The organism is Pseudomonas sp. MWU12-3103b (assembly GCF_023100615.1).
Lineage (GTDB): Bacteria > Pseudomonadota > Gammaproteobacteria > Pseudomonadales > Pseudomonadaceae > Aquipseudomonas > Aquipseudomonas putida_A.
The window spans coordinates 491,692-507,517 of the sequence record NZ_JALMEY010000001.1; the positions used below are offsets into that span (position 1 = coordinate 491,692).

General features: G+C 61.5%; 14 protein-coding genes and 1 pseudogene. 10 read left to right on the plus strand and 5 right to left on the minus strand.

Annotation, left to right across the window (positions count from 1 at the left end):
- The first annotated feature begins 295 nt into the window (after nucleotides 1-295).
- Both M0808_RS02265 and M0808_RS02270 read left to right on the plus strand, forming a co-directional pair.
- Nucleotides 296-1,219, plus strand: a complete 924-nt coding sequence (locus tag M0808_RS02265) for an SdiA-regulated domain-containing protein (RefSeq protein WP_098966129.1) — start codon at nucleotides 296-298, stop codon at nucleotides 1,217-1,219.
- A 195-nt stretch (nucleotides 1,220-1,414) separates the two neighbouring features.
- Complete coding sequence (locus tag M0808_RS02270; protein ID WP_247839738.1) at nucleotides 1,415-2,332, plus strand: SdiA-regulated domain-containing protein; 918 nt, start codon at nucleotides 1,415-1,417, stop codon at nucleotides 2,330-2,332.
- A 148-nt stretch (nucleotides 2,333-2,480) separates the two neighbouring features.
- Here M0808_RS02270 and rpiA read toward each other — a convergent pair whose 3' ends face one another.
- Entirely contained in the window at nucleotides 2,481-3,155 is a 675-nt protein-coding gene (gene rpiA, locus M0808_RS02275; protein WP_247839739.1) for a ribose-5-phosphate isomerase RpiA, read from the minus strand.
- Between the two features lie 316 nt (nucleotides 3,156-3,471).
- Here rpiA and ilvA point away from each other — a divergent pair, with 316 nt between their 5' ends.
- Entirely contained in the window at nucleotides 3,472-4,986 is a 1,515-nt protein-coding gene (gene ilvA / locus M0808_RS02280) for a threonine ammonia-lyase, biosynthetic (protein ID WP_027610533.1), read from the plus strand.
- A gap of 39 nt (nucleotides 4,987-5,025) precedes the next feature.
- The gene (locus M0808_RS02285) at nucleotides 5,026-5,451 is read left to right on the plus strand and encodes a DUF2269 domain-containing protein (RefSeq protein ID WP_134784900.1); all 426 of its coding nucleotides are present in this window, start codon (nucleotides 5,026-5,028) and stop codon (nucleotides 5,449-5,451) included.
- A 105-nt stretch (nucleotides 5,452-5,556) separates the two neighbouring features.
- Here M0808_RS02285 and M0808_RS02290 read toward each other — a convergent pair whose 3' ends face one another.
- On the minus strand, nucleotides 5,557-6,213 hold the full coding sequence (locus tag M0808_RS02290) for an HAD family hydrolase (protein WP_098966125.1): 657 nt from the start codon (nucleotides 6,211-6,213) through the stop codon (nucleotides 5,557-5,559).
- A gap of 143 nt (nucleotides 6,214-6,356) precedes the next feature.
- On the opposite strand from M0808_RS02290, the gene M0808_RS02295 reads away from it, so the two are divergent.
- Both M0808_RS02295 and ptsP read left to right on the plus strand, forming a co-directional pair.
- On the plus strand, nucleotides 6,357-6,836 hold the full coding sequence (locus M0808_RS02295) for an RNA pyrophosphohydrolase (protein ID WP_003229203.1): 480 nt from the start codon (nucleotides 6,357-6,359) through the stop codon (nucleotides 6,834-6,836).
- A 22-nt stretch (nucleotides 6,837-6,858) separates the two neighbouring features.
- Nucleotides 6,859-9,138, plus strand: coding sequence for a phosphoenolpyruvate--protein phosphotransferase (gene ptsP / locus M0808_RS02300; protein ID WP_047596633.1), 2,280 nt, complete (start codon nucleotides 6,859-6,861; stop codon nucleotides 9,136-9,138).
- 116 nt (nucleotides 9,139-9,254) lie between these two features.
- Here ptsP and M0808_RS02305 read toward each other — a convergent pair whose 3' ends face one another.
- On the minus strand, nucleotides 9,255-10,001 hold the full coding sequence (locus M0808_RS02305) for an NRDE family protein (protein WP_247839740.1): 747 nt from the start codon (nucleotides 9,999-10,001) through the stop codon (nucleotides 9,255-9,257).
- A gap of 130 nt (nucleotides 10,002-10,131) precedes the next feature.
- On the opposite strand from M0808_RS02305, the gene M0808_RS02310 reads away from it, so the two are divergent.
- From M0808_RS02310 to M0808_RS02320, 3 genes are all read left to right on the plus strand, one after another.
- Nucleotides 10,132-10,914 carry a sulfite exporter TauE/SafE family protein gene (locus tag M0808_RS02310; RefSeq protein ID WP_027610537.1) on the plus strand — a complete coding sequence of 261 codons (783 nt, stop codon included), beginning with the start codon at nucleotides 10,132-10,134 and terminating at the stop codon, nucleotides 10,912-10,914.
- 93 nt (nucleotides 10,915-11,007) lie between these two features.
- Nucleotides 11,008-11,823, plus strand: coding sequence for a prolipoprotein diacylglyceryl transferase (lgt, locus tag M0808_RS02315; protein WP_007965581.1), 816 nt, complete (start codon nucleotides 11,008-11,010; stop codon nucleotides 11,821-11,823).
- Nucleotides 11,824-11,873: 50 nt separating this feature from the next.
- Nucleotides 11,874-12,845, plus strand: a complete 972-nt coding sequence (locus M0808_RS02320) for a thymidylate synthase (protein ID WP_247839741.1) — start codon at nucleotides 11,874-11,876, stop codon at nucleotides 12,843-12,845.
- A 17-nt stretch (nucleotides 12,846-12,862) separates the two neighbouring features.
- Here the strand turns inward: M0808_RS02320 and M0808_RS02325 are convergent.
- Nucleotides 12,863-12,952, minus strand: a pseudogene (locus M0808_RS02325) (metal ABC transporter ATP-binding protein); the annotation flags it as partial.
- Nucleotides 12,953-12,971: 19 nt separating this feature from the next.
- Nucleotides 12,972-13,421 (minus strand): Cd(II)/Pb(II)-responsive transcriptional regulator, encoded by a 450-nt coding sequence (gene cadR / locus M0808_RS02330; RefSeq protein ID WP_007964189.1) that lies wholly within the window; start codon nucleotides 13,419-13,421, stop codon nucleotides 12,972-12,974.
- 84 nt (nucleotides 13,422-13,505) lie between these two features.
- Here cadR and M0808_RS02335 point away from each other — a divergent pair, with 84 nt between their 5' ends.
- Nucleotides 13,506-15,821: a heavy metal translocating P-type ATPase gene (locus M0808_RS02335; RefSeq protein WP_247839743.1), complete on the plus strand. Its 2,316-nt coding sequence runs from the start codon at nucleotides 13,506-13,508 to the stop codon at nucleotides 15,819-15,821.
- Nucleotides 15,822-15,826 lie beyond the last annotated feature (5 nt).

Consider the following 15,826-nt stretch of genomic DNA (forward strand, 5'->3'; position numbering starts at 1 on the left):
CCGCGAAACTGCAACACCCTGTGGGAGATAGCCTGTTGTGGTGAGGGGATTTATCCCCGATGGCCTGCGCAGCAGTCCCAGCTTTGGGGCCGCTTCGCAGCCCATCGGGGATAAATCCCCTCACCACAGGGCTCACTCCTACATTGGCTCTGTGTCGCGGCTCGCAAAGCCGCACGACAATCCCGTCATTTGCCGTTTTTTTCACATTCTGTCCGGATAATTCCTCTCATTCTGGCGTCTGAGCCGGCCTCTTTGTGCTATTACCCATAGCCTGAATATTCGGAACGCGTCCCTGATGTCCGCTCAAACTCAGCTCAAAACTTCCCGTCGTTCACGTTTTGCCCTGCGCTGGTATGTCTGGCTGTTGCTGGTGCTCGCTGTCGTTTATGGCGTGGCGCATATCATGCATTGGGACGACCGTGGTCTGCTGTGGCTGCGCGAGCGACTCGAGACTCAGGCCGAGCAGAAGGCAAGCATCTGGTTGCCGGATTATCGGGCGGTGATCGACGGCAAACTGCTGCCGGGCATGGAAAAGGACGAGGCCTCGGACCTATCCTACAACCCGCAGACCAAAACCCTGTTTTCGGTGATGGGCAAGAATCCGTTTCTGGTCGAACTGACCCTGCAGGGTGATGTGCTGCGCAAGATGCCGCTGGTGGGCTGGAGCAATCCGGAGGGCGTGACCGTGATGGAAAACGGCCTGATGGCGATCGTCGATGAGCGCGAGCACCTGCTGACCATCGTCAAGGTCGATGCCAACACCCGCGAGCTGAATATCGCCGACTTTCCGAAATACGACCTCGGCCCGTCGAAAAACCAGAACAAAGCGTTCGAGGCAATCACCTGGGATCCGCGCAACCAGCAGTTGCTGCTGGGCGAAGAGCGGCCGCCGGCGCTGTTCACCTGGAAAAGCGACGGCAGCCAGATCCTCAAAGGCGACAAGCAGAAGCTGGCCAATGATGAACTGGACATTCGCAACCTCTCGGCACTGGCCATCGACCCACGTACCGGCCACACCCTGGTGCTGTCCGCCGATTCGCACCTGTTGCTGGAACTGGACGAGAAGGGCGAGCAAGTCAGCTTCATGACCCTGCTTGGCGGTTTCAACGGATTGAAGAACACCATTCCCCGTGCCGAAGGCGTGACCATGGACGACGCCGGTACGCTGTACATGGTCAGCGAGCCGAACCTGTTCTATCGCTTCGAAAAGCAGAAATAACCACCTTTCACTAATCCTCATGTAGGAGCTGCCGCAGGCTGCGATCTTTTGCTTTTGTTTTTCAAGATCAAAAGATCGCAGCCTGCGGCAGCTCCTACACAGGGTCGTCTTGTGGCCTGAGGCAAGTGGCCATTAAGCTTCAGTTCAGACAGGCGTGATATTTCATCCGCCTGTTTTGATCCCGAGCCTGCCTGAATGCGTCGACTTGCCCGCCCCAAGCCTCTGTTTATCATCCTGTCGGTTGTTGTCCTGATCGTGTTGATCGCGATCGGCCAATACCTGCGCCTGTTCGAGCGCGCCTGGTTCAATCTGCATACCTTGTGGCAGCCGTTGAGCAGCGAGGCCATTGGTCTGGATCAATACCGGGTCGAGGTCGAGGCCAGGATCATCGACGGCCTGAACGACGATGTCTCGGCGCTGACCTACGATCCGGTGCGCAAAAGCCTGTTCACCGTGACCAACAAGAATGCCGAGTTGGTCGAGTTGTCCCTCGACGGCAAAATCCTGCGGCGCATCGCGCTGATCGGCTTCGGCGATCCTGAAGCGGTGGAGTTCATCAGCGCCGACACCTATGTGATCACCGACGAGCGCCAGCAACGCCTGATCAAAGTCCATTTGGAGCAGGGCACCACGTTCCTCGATGCGGCGGACGCTGAACAGATGACCCTGGGCGTGCACATGAGCGGTAACAAGGGCTTCGAAGGCCTGGCCTATGACTCGGTGGGCAAGCGCCTGTTCGTCGCCAAGGAGCGTGACCCCATGCTGATTTATGAGGTGCACGGTTTTCCGCACTTCAATCCGGAAAAGTCCTACGCGGTACACGTGATCAACAACCCCAAGCGCGATGCCGGGATGTTCGTGCGCGATCTGTCGAGCCTGCAATACGACGAGCGCAGCGGCCATTTGCTGGCGCTGTCCGACGAGTCGGGGCTGATTCTGGAACTGGACGTGGACGGGCGGCCGTTGAGCACACTGTCACTGAACAAGGGGCGGCAGGGTTTGCAGAAGAGGGTGCCGCAGGCCGAGGGCATCGCGATGGATGACGATGGGACGTTGTATCTGGTGAGTGAACCGAACTTGTTTTACGTCTTCAAGAAACCTGCGCAAAACTGACTGACACCCCAAAAAACCAAATGTGGGAGCGGGCTTGCTCGCGAATGCGGTGTATCAGACAAAATAATGTATCTGACACACCGCATTCGCGAGCAAGCCCGCTCCCACAGGGGGTGATGCAATTACTCTAAGAATGGGGCGGCCGGGCTTACTCAGCCTTCAGGGTTTTCACACCTTCGCTGGTGCCCAGCAACAGCAGATCCGCCGGACGCGCCGCGAACAGGCCATTGGTGACCACGCCGACGATCGCGTTGATCTGCGCTTCCAGCTCCACCGGGTTGGTGATCTGCAGGTTGAACACGTCGAGGATGATGTTGCCGTTGTCTGTCAGCACGCCTTCGCGGTACACCGGGTCGCCGCCCAGTTTCACCAGTTGGCGGGCGACGTGGCTGCGAGCCATCGGGATCACTTCGACCGGCAGCGGGAACTCGCCCAGTACCGGCACCAGTTTGCTGGCGTCGGCGATGCAGATGAAGGTCTTGGCCACGGCCGCGACGATCTTCTCGCGAGTCAGGGCGGCGCCGCCGCCCTTGATCAAGTTCAGGTACGCGTCGCTCTCGTCGGCGCCGTCGACGTAGAACTCCAGGTCGCTCACGGTGTTCAGTTCATACACCGGAATCCCGTGGCCCTTGAGACGCGCGGCGGTGGCTTCGGAGCTGGCGACCGCGCCATCGAACGCGCCCTTGTGTTGGGCCAGCGCATCGATGAAGCAGTTGGCGGTGGAGCCGGTGCCGACCCCGACGATGCTCTTGTCGTCGAGTTTCGGAAGGATGAAGTCGACGGCGGCCTGAGCCACTGCCTGTTTGAGTTGATCCTGGGTCATGCGGGCTCCGGAAGCGGGCAAGGTGAGAACGGAAAGGCCGGCATTATAGGCCCCGCGACAAGGCAGGGGGAAACACTCCTGTGGTGAGGGGATTTATCCCCGATGGAGGGCGAAGCGCTCCCCAGCACTCCTCCCAAATATTGCGCTCTCAGGTTGACGACGGTTGCGCCGCCGATCGGGGATAAATCCCCTCACCACAATGAGGTTTACATCACAAACTGTTCGCCCCAGCTAAAACCCCCTGTTCAGTGTGGTCGTGCGCCCAAAAGCCGGGTTAGACTCGTCGGTCCCGCCCAATCGCCAGTGATGCTTTCCGATGCTCGAACAGTACGTCAAAAAGATCCTCACCTCGCGCGTTTATGACGTTGCCGTAGAAACCCCGCTGCAGAACGCTCGCCAGCTCTCCGAGCGGCTGGGCAATGACATTTGGCTCAAGCGCGAAGACTTGCAGCCGGTGTTCTCGTTCAAGATTCGCGGGGCGTACAACAAGTTGACCCAACTGACCGACGAAGAGCGCGCCCGTGGCGTGGTCACCGCGTCGGCGGGCAACCATGCGCAGGGTCTGGCGCTGGCGGCGAAAGTGCTGGGCGTGAAAGCGACCATCGTGATGCCCAAGACCACTCCCGAGATCAAGGTCGAAGGCGTGCGTTCGCGCGGCGGCAAAGTGGTGCTGCACGGCGATTCCTTCCCGGAAGCACTGGCCTACTCGCTGAAACTGGTCGATGAAAAGGGCTACGTCTACATCCACCCGTACGACGATCCACACACCATTGCCGGGCAGGGCACCGTGGCGATGGAAATTCTGCGTCAGCACCCGCAACCGCTGGACGCGATTTTCGTGCCGGTCGGCGGTGGCGGTCTGATTGCCGGTATTGCGGCGTACGTGAAATACCTGCGTCCGGACATCAAGGTCATCGGCGTCGAGCCGGACGACTCCAACTGCCTGCAAGCGGCCATGGCCGCCGGTGAGCGCGTGGTACTGCCGACCGTGGGCATCTTCGCCGACGGCGTGGCGGTGGCGCAGATCGGCCAGCACACATTTGATATCTGCAAAGACTATGTCGACGAAGTGATCACCGTCAGCACCGACGAGATCTGCGCGGCAATCAAGGATATCTACGACGATACCCGCTCGATCACCGAACCTGCCGGCGCCTTGGGCGTGGCCGGGATCAAGAAGTACGTCGAGTTGCGCGGCGTCAGTGGCCAGACCTTCGTCGCCATCGACTCCGGGGCCAACGTCAACTTCGATCGCCTGCGCCACGTCGCCGAGCGCGCCGAGCTGGGCGAGGGTCGCGAAGCGATCATCGCCGTGACCATCCCGGAGCAGGCCGGCAGCTTCAAGGCGTTTTGCGAAGCGATCGGCAAGCGCCAGATCACCGAATTCAACTACCGCTACAACACCGGCAGCGAAGCGCACATCTTCGTCGGCGTGCAGACTCACCCGGAAAACGACCCACGCAGCGCACTGCTGGCGAGCCTGACCGAGCAGGGCTTCCCGGTACTCGACCTGACCGACAACGAACTGGCCAAGTTGCACATCCGCCACATGGTCGGCGGCCACGCGGCGCACGTGATCGACGAAGTGGTGTTCCGCTTCGAATTCCCGGAACGTCCGGGCGCGCTGTTCAACTTCCTCAACAAACTCGGCGGGCGCTGGAACATCTCGATGTTCCACTACCGCAACCATGGTGCGGCAGACGGGCGGGTGGTCGCGGGCCTGCAAGTACCGCATGACGAGCGTCATCTGGTGCCGGCTGCGCTTGAAGAAATCGGTTACCCGTACTGGGATGAAAGCGAAAACCCGGCCTATCAGCTGTTTCTTGGCTGAGCGGCTACGCTGATGGGCAGGCCATAAGGAAATCGAACAATGGAAACGTTAACTGCCCTGAAAACCGCGCACATGGTCGCCACCGTGGTGTTGCTGGCCAGTGCGCTGGGTTTGGGAGTCTGGGTTTTTCTGGCGCGCCGCAAAGGTGATGCAACGGCTGGCAGCCGCACCTTGCAACGGCCACGGGTGTTCATCTGGCTGTTGATGGGCCTGGCGCTGTTGAGCATGCCGTTTACCGGCTGGGGCATGGTGCATCTGGTCGGCTGGCCGCTGGGGCAGACCTGGCTGCTGGCTTCCAGCGTGCTGTACACCGTGGCGGCGCTGGCGTGGTTCTGGTTGCTGGTGCGGTTGAATCGCTTGCGCAAGGCGCCGGGCGGGGTTGGCAAGTTCACCTTTGCCTTGGCGTTGTTCAGTTTCGTCTGCTTTATCGCCATTGCCGGGTTGATGGGCGCCAAGCCTGTTTAAGGCTTCACACCGCGTTGGCCCATTCGGGAGCAAGCCCCCTCCCACATTGGATTGGTGTTGTGAACACCATCTCCTGTGGGAGCGGGCTTGCTCGCGAAGGCGTAATCAGTCGCGCAACGAAATCACTGGCCACCCGCGCTTCTCGGCCTCGGCCCGCAGATTCGGATCCGGATCCACCGCCACCGGGTTCGCCACCTGCTCCAGCAGCGGCAAATCATTCATCGAATCGCTATAGAAATAGCTGTCATCCAACGAATACCCAGTCTCCTCCAGCCAGCGATTCAGGCGCGTCACCTTGCCTTCGCGGAAGCACGGAATGTCGGTGCTGCGCCCGGTGTAGCGGCCATCGACCATCTCGCACTCGGTGGCGATCAGGGTTTCAACGCCCAGGCGCACGGCAATCGGGGCGGTGACGAAGCGGTTGGTGGCGGTGATGATCACCAGTTTGTCGCCGGCGTCGCGGTGCTGTTTGAGCAGTTCCAGCGCCTTGGGCAGCACGATCGGCTCGATGCAGTCGCGCATGTAGTCGTTGTGCCACTGTTCAAGCACGGCCATTTCGGTGCGGCCGAGGATTTCCAGGCAGAAGTTCAGGTACGCGGCGTTATCCAGTTGGCCGGCCAGGTAATCCTGGTAGAACTCGTCGTTGCGCTGCTTGTATGCAACCGGGTCGAGGAAGCCGCGTTCGCACAGATAGTCGCCCCAGGCGTGATCGCTGTCGCCGCCCAGAAGGGTGTTGTCCAAATCGAATAGAGCCAGGCGCATTGCAGTTACCCGCTGAAAAGTCAGTAAAAAGGCGACAAGAATACGGTCTTTTCACAAGAGTGCACATAAGGTAGGAACCTTCGTTGCCGCCTTATCAAGCTTTGTGGAACAATGCGGCGACATGCGTTTGCGAGGTTGTTGCCGTGATCGACCCCGATGGTTTCCGCCCCAATGTCGGGATCATTCTGACGAATGACGCCGGCCAGGTGCTATGGGCTCGCCGTATCAATCAAGATGCCTGGCAGTTTCCACAAGGGGGAATCAACCCCGAGGAGACGCCGGAGGACGCCTTGTACCGCGAGCTGAACGAAGAAGTTGGCCTGGAACGTGAAGATGTTGAAATACTGGCCTGTACTCGTGGCTGGTTGCGCTATCGTTTGCCGCAACGTCTGGTGCGTACCCACAGCCAACCGCTGTGCATCGGCCAGAAGCAGAAATGGTTTCTCCTGCGCCTGATCTCCAACGAGCAGCGGGTGCGGATGGATTTGACCGGTAAACCGGAGTTCGATGGCTGGCGCTGGGTCAGTTATTGGTATCCGTTGGGCCAGGTGGTGACATTCAAGCGCGAGGTGTATCGACGCGCCCTCAAAGAGCTTGCCCCGCGCCTTTTAGCGCGCGACTGACGACGGAGTTCGACCCCGAGCCATGCTCAATACGCTGCGCAAGATCGTCCAGGAAGTTAACTCCGCCAAGGATCTCAAGGCGGCGTTGGGGATTATTGTGTTGCGCGTCAAAGAGGCCATGGGCAGCCAGGTCTGCTCGGTCTACCTGCTTGATCCCGAGACCAACCGCTTCGTCCTGATGGCCACCGAGGGCTTGAACAAGCGCTCGATCGGCAAAGTCAGCATGGCACCCAACGAAGGTCTGGTGGGTCTGGTCGGCACGCGTGAAGAACCCCTGAACCTCGAAAACGCCGCGGATCACCCGCGCTACCGCTACTTCGCCGAGACCGGCGAGGAGCGCTACGCCTCCTTCCTCGGGGCGCCGATCATTCACCACCGCCGCGTCGTCGGCGTGTTGGTCATCCAGCAGAAAGAACGCCGCCAGTTCGATGAAGGTGAGGAAGCCTTCCTCGTGACCATGAGCGCGCAGCTCGCCGGCGTTATCGCCCACGCCGAGGCCACCGGCTCGATCCGTGGTCTGGGCAGACAGGGCAAGGGCATTCAGGAAGCCAAGTTCGTCGGCGTACCGGGCTCGCCGGGTGCGGCGGTCGGTACCGCGGTGGTCATGCTGCCGCCGGCGGACCTGGACGTTGTGCCAGATAAAACCATCACCGACATCGACGCCGAGCTGGCGCTGTTCAAGACCGCCATCGAAGGTGTGCGCGCCGACATGCGCGCGTTGTCCGCCAAGCTCGCGACCCAGCTGCGCCCGGAAGAGCGTGCGCTGTTCGACGTCTACCTGATGATGCTCGACGATGCCTCGCTGGGCAGCGAAATCACCACCGTGATCAAGACCGGCCAGTGGGCCCAGGGCGCGCTGCGTCAGGTGGTCACTGAGCACGTCAATCGTTTCGAACTGATGGACGACGCCTACCTGCGCGAGCGTGCGTCGGACGTCAAAGACCTCGGCCGCCGCCTCCTGGCCTACCTGCAGGAAGAGCGTCAGCAGAACCTGGTCTACCCGGAAAAAACCATTCTGGTCAGCGAAGAGCTGACGCCGGCGATGCTCGGCGAGGTGCCGGAAGGCACGCTGGTCGGTCTGGTGTCGGTCCTCGGTTCGGGTAACTCCCACGTCGCGATCCTGGCCCGGGCCATGGGCATTCCGACGGTGATGGGTCTGGTCGACCTGCCGTACGCCAAGGTCGACGGCATCGAGGTGATCGTCGATGGCACCCGCGGCGAGGTCTACACCAACCCCAGCGATGTGCTGCGCAAGCAGTTCGCCGAGGTGGTCGAAGAAGAGAAACAACTGGCGCTGGGCCTCGACACCCTGCGTGATCTGCCATGCGTGACCCTCGATGGCCACCGCATGCCGCTGTGGGTCAACACCGGGCTGCTGGCCGATGTGGCGCGGGCGCAGAAGCGCGGCGCCGAAGGTGTCGGCCTGTACCGCACCGAAGTGCCGTTCATGATCAACCAGCGTTTCCCGAGCGAAAAGGAACAACTGGCGATCTACCGCGAGCAACTCGCCGCGTTCCACCCGCAACCGGTGACCATGCGCAGCCTGGACATCGGCGGTGACAAGTCGCTGTCGTACTTCCCGATCAAGGAAGACAACCCGTTCCTCGGCTGGCGCGGGATTCGCGTGACCCTCGACCACCCGGAAATCTTCCTGGTGCAGACCCGCGCGATGCTCAAGGCCAGCGAAGGCCTGAACAACCTGCGGATCCTGCTGCCGATGATCTCCGGCACCCACGAACTCGAAGAAGCCCTGCACCTGATCCACCGGGCCTGGGGTGAAGTGCGTGACGAAGGCACCGACGTGCCGATGCCGCCGATCGGGGTGATGATTGAAATTCCGGCTGCGGTGTACCAGACCAAGGAGCTGGCGCGGCAGGTGGACTTCCTGTCGGTCGGCTCCAACGACCTGACCCAGTACCTGCTGGCCGTCGACCGCAACAACCCGCGAGTGGCCGACCTCTACGACTACCTGCACCCGGCGGTGCTGCAAGCCCTGCAAACCGTGGTGCGCGACGCGCATGCCGAAGGCAAACCGGTGAGCATCTGCGGCGAAATGGCCGGTGATCCGGCAGCGGCGGTGCTGTTGATGGCGATGGGCTTCGACAGCCTGTCGATGAACGCCACCAACTTGCCGAAAGTGAAGTGGATGCTGCGCCAGATCAACCTGAGCAAGGCCAAGGATCTGCTGGCGGAACTGATGAAGATCGATAACCCGCAAGTGATCCACAGCTCGCTGCAACTGGCGCTGAAGAATCTCGGGTTGTCGAAGATGAATCCGCCGGCGGTCAACAAGGCCCTCTAAAACCTTGTGGGCCTCTTCGCGAGCAAGCCCGCTCCCACATTTGACCGAGTTCTACCTTTGGAATGTGGTCGAATGTGGGAGCGGGCTTGCTCGCGAAGGCGTCAGTTCAAACGCTGCTAAACAGCAATCTCCACCTCGCCCAAATGCCCGCCATACGGCCCAAAGCTGCGCTCGACCATTCGCCGCGTGCCGTCCGCCTGCACAATCAACGCCGTACTCGCCCGCGTCCCGTAACTCTGGCTGGCAATGAACACGCTCGACAGCAGTGATTCGGTCGCCAGCCCGACCCCGGTATCTGGCAGTTCGGCAAACGGTGCGGTCTGCGCATCGCTCAATAACTCGAGCAGTCGCGCAGGCTGCGGATCATCCAGCACCGCACTCAGTGCAGCCTTGGCCTTGAGCAACTTCGGCCACGGTGTATCCAGCCCGGCATTCGACAGCCCGTAAACCCCGGGTTGGAGCATCACCGGTTCGGACGTCCGCGCATTGAAGTGCCACAGCTCGTGGGCATTGCCCAGCAGCAGGTTGAACCCGGCGTACTCCGGCGAGCGCGCGACCACATCGCTTAAATAATCATCAATCGACGCATCGCCCGTGAGAAACCGCGCCACCAGCTCGCCCCTTGATTTACGCGGCGGAGGCTGGTGCGGATCGCGGATATTGGTCAGCGCGGCGAAGCGCCCATTGGCGCCGATCCCCAGCCAGGTGCCGCCAGCCTCAAGATCGCGCCCGGCATGCACGTGCGGCGCGTCGGCCCATGGCGCCAGCGGCAGGCTCGGGCGGGCATAGAACTCGTCACGGTTGGCCGCGACGATCAGCGGCTGGGCATGGCCCGGGCGCCAGGCGAAAACAATCAGGCACATAAGGTGGTCCTTGTGTGTTTTTTGCTCACTCTACGCAGTCAGCGTCCGTGCATCCATCGCCAGTTCCGCCAGAGGGTGTGCATCCGTTACCATGCCGCTCCGGTTTTGGGGATGCGTCTGGGAGACGGCCGTGGAATTTCTGCTCTATCTGGCGTTGGGCGCCTGTGCGGGCGTGCTGGCCGGGCTGTTCGGGGTGGGCGGCGGGATCATTATTGTCCCGGTGCTGGTGTTCAGTTTTACCTTGCAGGGTTTCGATCAGTCGATCCTCACGCACTTGGCGGTAGGGACATCGCTGGCGACCATCATCTTCACTTCGGTCAATGCCGTGCGTGAACACCATCGACGTGGTGCGGTGCGCTGGCCGATCTTCATGTGGATGACCGTGGGCATTCTGCTCGGCGCCGGTTTTGGGGCGCTGACGGCCGAGGCGATTTCCGGGCCGAACCTGCAAAAGATCATCGGCGTGTTCGCCTTGGTCATTGCCGTGCAACTGGCGCTGGAGGTCAAACCCAAGGCCAGTCGAACGGTGCCGGGCAAACTCGGTCTGACCGTGGCCGGCAGTGTGATCGGCTGGGCCTCGGCGATTTTCGGGATCGGCGGCGGTTCGCTGACCGTGCCGTTCCTGACCTGGCGCAGCGTGCCGATGCAGCAGGCGGTGGCAACGTCGTCGGCCTGTGGCTTGCCGATTGCTGTGGCGAGTGCATTAAGTTTCATGATTCTGGGCTGGCATGATCCGCTGTTGCCGCCGCATAGTCTCGGTTTTGTGTATTTGCCGGCGCTGCTGGGCATTGCCCTGACAAGCATGGTTTTCGCCCGTCTCGGCGCACGCCTGGCACACAGATTGTCGCCGCGCTTGCTGAAACGGCTGTTCGCCGCTTTGCTGTTCTGCGTGGGCCTGAATTTCCTGCTCTGACCCGCTGGGTCAGAGCGGGCCGCAATCCTGGCTTAATCCTGAGGTGGCAGCGTCGCCCGGGAATTTTGGTTTCAACTCTAACGAGGAGTCGCAATGCTGCCTTACCCGCAGATCGACCCGGTGGCCCTGGCCATCGGTCCGCTGAAAATCCACTGGTACGGCCTGATGTACCTCGTCGGCATCGGCGGCGCATGGCTGCTGGCGTCGAGCCGGCTCAACCGTTTCGACCCGACCTGGACCAAGGAGAAGCTCTCCGATCTGGTGTTCTGGCTGTCGATGGGGGTGATTGTCGGTGGACGTCTGGGTTACGTGCTGTTCTATGACCTGAGCGCCTACATCGCCAACCCGACGCTGATTTTCGAAGTGTGGAAGGGCGGCATGTCGTTCCACGGCGGATTCATCGGGGTGATGCTCGCCGCACTGTGGTTCGGCAAGCGTAACGGCAAGACCTTCTTCCAATTGATGGACTTCGTTGCGCCGATGGTGCCGATCGGTCTGGGTGCCGGGCGTATCGGCAACTTCATCAACGCCGAGCTGTGGGGCAAGCCGACCGACGTGCCGTGGGCGATGATCTTCCCGCCGTTCAGCGATCCGGCGCAGCTGCCGCGTCACCCGTCGCAGCTGTATCAGTTCGCGCTCGAAGGCGTGGCGCTGTTCCTGATCCTGTGGTTGTTCTCGCGCAAGCCGCGTCCGACCATGGCGGTATCGGGCATGTTTGCGCTGTTCTACGGCATCTTCCGGTTTATCGTCGAGTTCGTCCGCGTACCGGACGCGCAACTGGGCTACCTGGCCTGGAACTGGCTGACCATGGGTCAGGTGCTGTGCGTACCGATGATCGTCGGCGGGCTGTTCCTGATCTGGCTGGCCTATCGTCGTGCGCCGGCAGCGCCGCTCGCGCCGACCGCTTAAACTACGAACCCCGGCGCGCGACGCCGGGGCTCAAAGGACACAGGTAACTCATGAAGCAATATCTCGAACTGGTCTCGCACGTCATTGCGAACGGCACCAAACAGGCCAACCGCACCGGCATCAACACCATCAGCTTCCCGGGTGCGATGCTGCGTTTCGATCTGCAGGAAGGTTTCCCGGCGATCACCACCCGCAAGATGGCCTTCAAATCGGCCATCGGCGAGATGTGCGGTTTTCTGCGCGGTGTGAACAATGCTGCTGAATTCCGTGCGCTGGGCTGCAAGGTCTGGGATCAGAACGCCAACGAAAATGCGCAATGGCTGGCCAACCCGTTCCGTCAGGGCGACGACGACCTCGGCGAAATCTACGGCGTGCAATGGCGCAAATGGCCGGCGTACAAGCAAATCCCGCTGAGCAACACCGCCGCCATCGAACAGACCCTGAGCAACGGCTACAAGCAGATCGCCCAGGGCGAAGAAGACGGCCAGGCCTATGTGGTGCTGTACAAAGCCATCGACCAGGTGCGCCAGTGCGTCGACACGATCATCAAGGACCCGGGCAGCCGCCGCATCCTGTTTCACGGCTGGAACGTCGCCCAGCTCGATGAAATGGCCCTGCCGCCATGCCATCTGCTGTACCAGTTCCACCCGAACGTCGAGACCAAAGAGATCTCCCTGACCCTGTACATCCGCTCCAACGACCTGGGCCTGGGCACGCCGTTCAACCTCACCGAAGGCGCTGCGCTGCTGAGCCTGATCGGGCGCCTGACCGGCTACACGCCGCGCTGGTTCACCTATTTCATCGGTGATGCGCACGTCTACGAGAACCACCTGGACATGCTCAACGAACAGCTCAAGCGCGAGCCGTTCGCCATGCCGAAACTGAAAATCTCCGACCGCGTGCCGGAGTTTGCCAAGACCGGTGTGTATCAGCCGGAGTGGCTGGAGCTGGTCGAGCCGAGCGATTTCTCGCTGGAAGGCTATGAGCACCATGCGCCGATGACCGCGCCGATGGCGGTCTAGAAACTTCACGCAATACCCTGTGGGAGCGGGCTTGCTCGCGAATGCGGTGTATCAGTTAACGATGATGTCGACTGACACTCCGTCTTCGCGAGCAAGCCCGCTCCCACATTGGGTTCTGTGTAGGCCTCAGTGGCCGTGGCTGCGGCCTACATGGGAGTGTTCGACTTCGGTAGCGACGACTCCGCCACTCACCTCCAGCCGCTGCAAGATCCCGCACTGATCCGCCCCCGGCCCTTCGCCACAGCGTTGGCGCAGGTCGAGCAGTTGTGTCTGCAACGCCAGCAACCCGTCAATCCGCGCTTTCACATGCTGGATGTGCTCGTCGATCAGCGTATTGACGCTTGCACACTGATCCTGCGGGCTGTCGCGCATGGCCAGCAGGCTGCGGATTTCTTCGAGGGTCATGTCGAGGGTGCGGCAGTTGCGGATGAAGGTCAGGCGTTCGGCGTGGGCCTGGGTGTAAACGCGGTAGTTACCGTCGCTGCGCGCCGGCTCCGGCAGCAGGTTTTCGCGCTCGTAATAGCGGATGGTTTCCACGGCGCAGTCGGTGAGTTTGGCCAGTTCTCCGATCTTCATGACGGCAATCTCCAAAAGGGTGCTTGACCCTATAGTGGCTACAGGGTCTTTACTTGGCAACAGGCACCTTCATGGACGCGACCAATGAGCGATTCCCAGCACACTCACAAGCCCGGCGACGGGCACGATCATAGCCACAGCCATAAATTGCAGCCTGTGCATAAGCATGACCACGGTGGCGATTCCTGCTGCGGGTCGAAAGCCGCAGCACCGGCACCGGTTCATTCGCACGAAGATTCTTGCTGCTCGTCGACAGCTGGCGCGCCTGCGTTGGTGCAACTGAGCGAGAAAACCAGCGCTGACGCCCGACTGAGCAGTTTCCGCATTGAAGCGATGGACTGCCCGACCGAGCAGACGCTGATCCAGAACAAACTCGGCAAACTGGCCGGCGTGCAGCAGTTGGAATTCAACCTGATCAACCGCGTGCTCGGCGTGACCCACAATCTGCCGGACACCGCGCCGATCACCGAGGCGATCACCTCGCTGGGCATGCACGCCGAGCCATTGGAGGCGGGCGTCGAAGCCCCGACCCCGGCGCCGGTAAAAAAACACTGGTGGCCCCTGGCGCTGTCCGGCGTCGGTGCGCTCGCCGCCGAGGTGATCCACTTCACCAACGCTGCACCGACCTGGGTGGTGGCGATCATTGCGTTGGTGTCGATCCTCAGCGGCGGCCTGACCACCTATAAAAAGGGCTGGATCGCCCTGAAAAACCGCAACCTCAACATCAACGCGCTGATGAGTATCGCGGTGACCGGTGCGGTGCTGATCGGGCAGTGGCCGGAAGCGGCGATGGTGATGTTCCTGTTCACCGTGGCCGAGCTGATCGAGGCGCGCTCGCTGGATCGTGCGCGCAATGCCATCAGCGGCCTGATGCAGATGACCCCGGAACAGGCCACGGTGCAGCAAGCCGACGGCAACTGGCTCGAACAAGAGGTTAAAAGCGTCGAACTCGGCGCCCGCGTGCGGGTAAAACCCGGCGAGCGCATTGCGCTGGACGGCGAGGTCGTCAGCGGCAGTTCGACCATCGATCAGGCGCCGATCACCGGTGAAAGCCTGCCGGTGGAGAAAACCGTGGGCGACAAAGTCTTCGCCGGCACCATCAACCAGGCCGGTTCGCTGGAATACTCGGTGACTGCGGCGGCGAACAACTCGACCCTGGCGCGGATCATCCACGCCGTCGAGCAGGCTCAGGGTGCGCGGGCGCCGACGCAGCGCTTCGTCGATCAGTTCTCGAAAATCTACACCCCGGTGGTGTTCGTGCTGGCGCTGGCGGTGGCGATCATCCCGCCGCTGTTTATGGGCGCGTTGTGGTTCGACTGGATCTACCGTGCGCTGGTGCTGCTGGTGGTGGCGTGTCCCTGTGCACTGGTGATTTCCACCCCGGTGACCATCGTCAGCGGCCTCGCGGCAGCGGCGCGCAAAGGCATTCTGGTCAAGGGTGGCGTGTACCTGGAGGGCGGCTTCAAGCTCGACTATCTGGCGCTGGATAAGACCGGCACGATCACCCACGGCAAACCGGTGCAGACCGATTACCTGTCGCTCGACCCGACCGCCGACGCCACAGCCCCGGCGATTGCCGCCGCGCTGGCCGGGCGTTCCGATCACCCGGTGTCGCTGGCCATCGCCAATGCGGCTGTGGATAAAAACCTCGCCGTGCTGACTGTGGATAACTTCGAAGCGCTGGCCGGTCGTGGCGTGAAGGGACAGGTCAACGGCCAGACCTATCACTTGGGCAACCATCGTCTGGTCGAGGAGCTGGGCCTGTGCTCGCCGCAACTCGAAGAGAAGCTGTTTGCGCTGGAGAAACAGGGCAAATCCGTGGTGTTGCTGCTCGACAGTTCTGGTCCGCTGGCGCTGTTCGCCGTAGCCGACACGGTCAAGGAGTCCAGCCGCGAAGCGATCCGCCAGTTGCACGCGCTGGGCGTGAAAACCATGATGCTCACCGGTGACAACGTGCACACCGCGCAGGCGATTGCCGCGCAGGTCGGCATCGATCAGGCCAAGGGCGACTTGCTGCCAACCGACAAGCTGCAAGCCATCGAAGCGCTTTATGCACAGGGTCATCGGGTGGGCATGGTTGGCGACGGCATCAACGACGCCCCGGCACTGGCCCGCGCCGAGATCGGTTTCGCCATGGCGGCCGCCGGCACCGACACCGCGATTGAAACCGCCGATGTCGCCCTGATGGACGACGATCTGCGCAAAATTCCCGCGTTCATCAGCCTGTCGCGTGACACCGCGAGCATCCTGAAACAGAACATCGCCTTGGCACTGGTGATCAAGGCTATCTTTCTTGGGGTAACCTTCGCCGGACTCGCCACCATGTGGATGGCGGTGTTCGCCGACATGGGCGTGAGCCTGCTGGTGGTGTTCAACGGTTTGCGCCTGCTGCGCAAATAAACGAT

Bases quoted from the DNA above. Each gene is read 5' to 3' on its own strand.
- M0808_RS02290 (WP_098966125.1), bottom strand. From the start codon at position 6,213: ATGCGCCTGGCTCTATTCGATTTGGACAACACCCTTCTGGGCGGCGAC.
- ilvA (WP_027610533.1), top strand. From the start codon at position 3,472: ATGCTCGAACAGTACGTCAAAAAGATCCTCACCTCGCGCGTTTATGAC.
- ptsP (WP_047596633.1), top strand. From the start codon at position 6,859: ATGCTCAATACGCTGCGCAAGATCGTCCAGGAAGTTAACTCCGCCAAG.
- M0808_RS02270 (WP_247839738.1), top strand. From the start codon at position 1,415: ATGCGTCGACTTGCCCGCCCCAAGCCTCTGTTTATCATCCTGTCGGTT.
- cadR (WP_007964189.1), bottom strand. From the start codon at position 13,421: ATGAAGATCGGAGAACTGGCCAAACTCACCGACTGCGCCGTGGAAACC.
- M0808_RS02265 (WP_098966129.1), top strand. From the start codon at position 296: ATGTCCGCTCAAACTCAGCTCAAAACTTCCCGTCGTTCACGTTTTGCC.
- M0808_RS02305 (WP_247839740.1), bottom strand. From the start codon at position 10,001: ATGTGCCTGATTGTTTTCGCCTGGCGCCCGGGCCATGCCCAGCCGCTG.
- lgt (WP_007965581.1), top strand. From the start codon at position 11,008: ATGCTGCCTTACCCGCAGATCGACCCGGTGGCCCTGGCCATCGGTCCG.
- rpiA (WP_247839739.1), bottom strand. From the start codon at position 3,155: ATGACCCAGGATCAACTCAAACAGGCAGTGGCTCAGGCCGCCGTCGAC.
- M0808_RS02285 (WP_134784900.1), top strand. From the start codon at position 5,026: ATGGAAACGTTAACTGCCCTGAAAACCGCGCACATGGTCGCCACCGTG.
- M0808_RS02320 (WP_247839741.1), top strand. From the start codon at position 11,874: ATGAAGCAATATCTCGAACTGGTCTCGCACGTCATTGCGAACGGCACC.
- M0808_RS02335 (WP_247839743.1), top strand. From the start codon at position 13,506: ATGAGCGATTCCCAGCACACTCACAAGCCCGGCGACGGGCACGATCAT.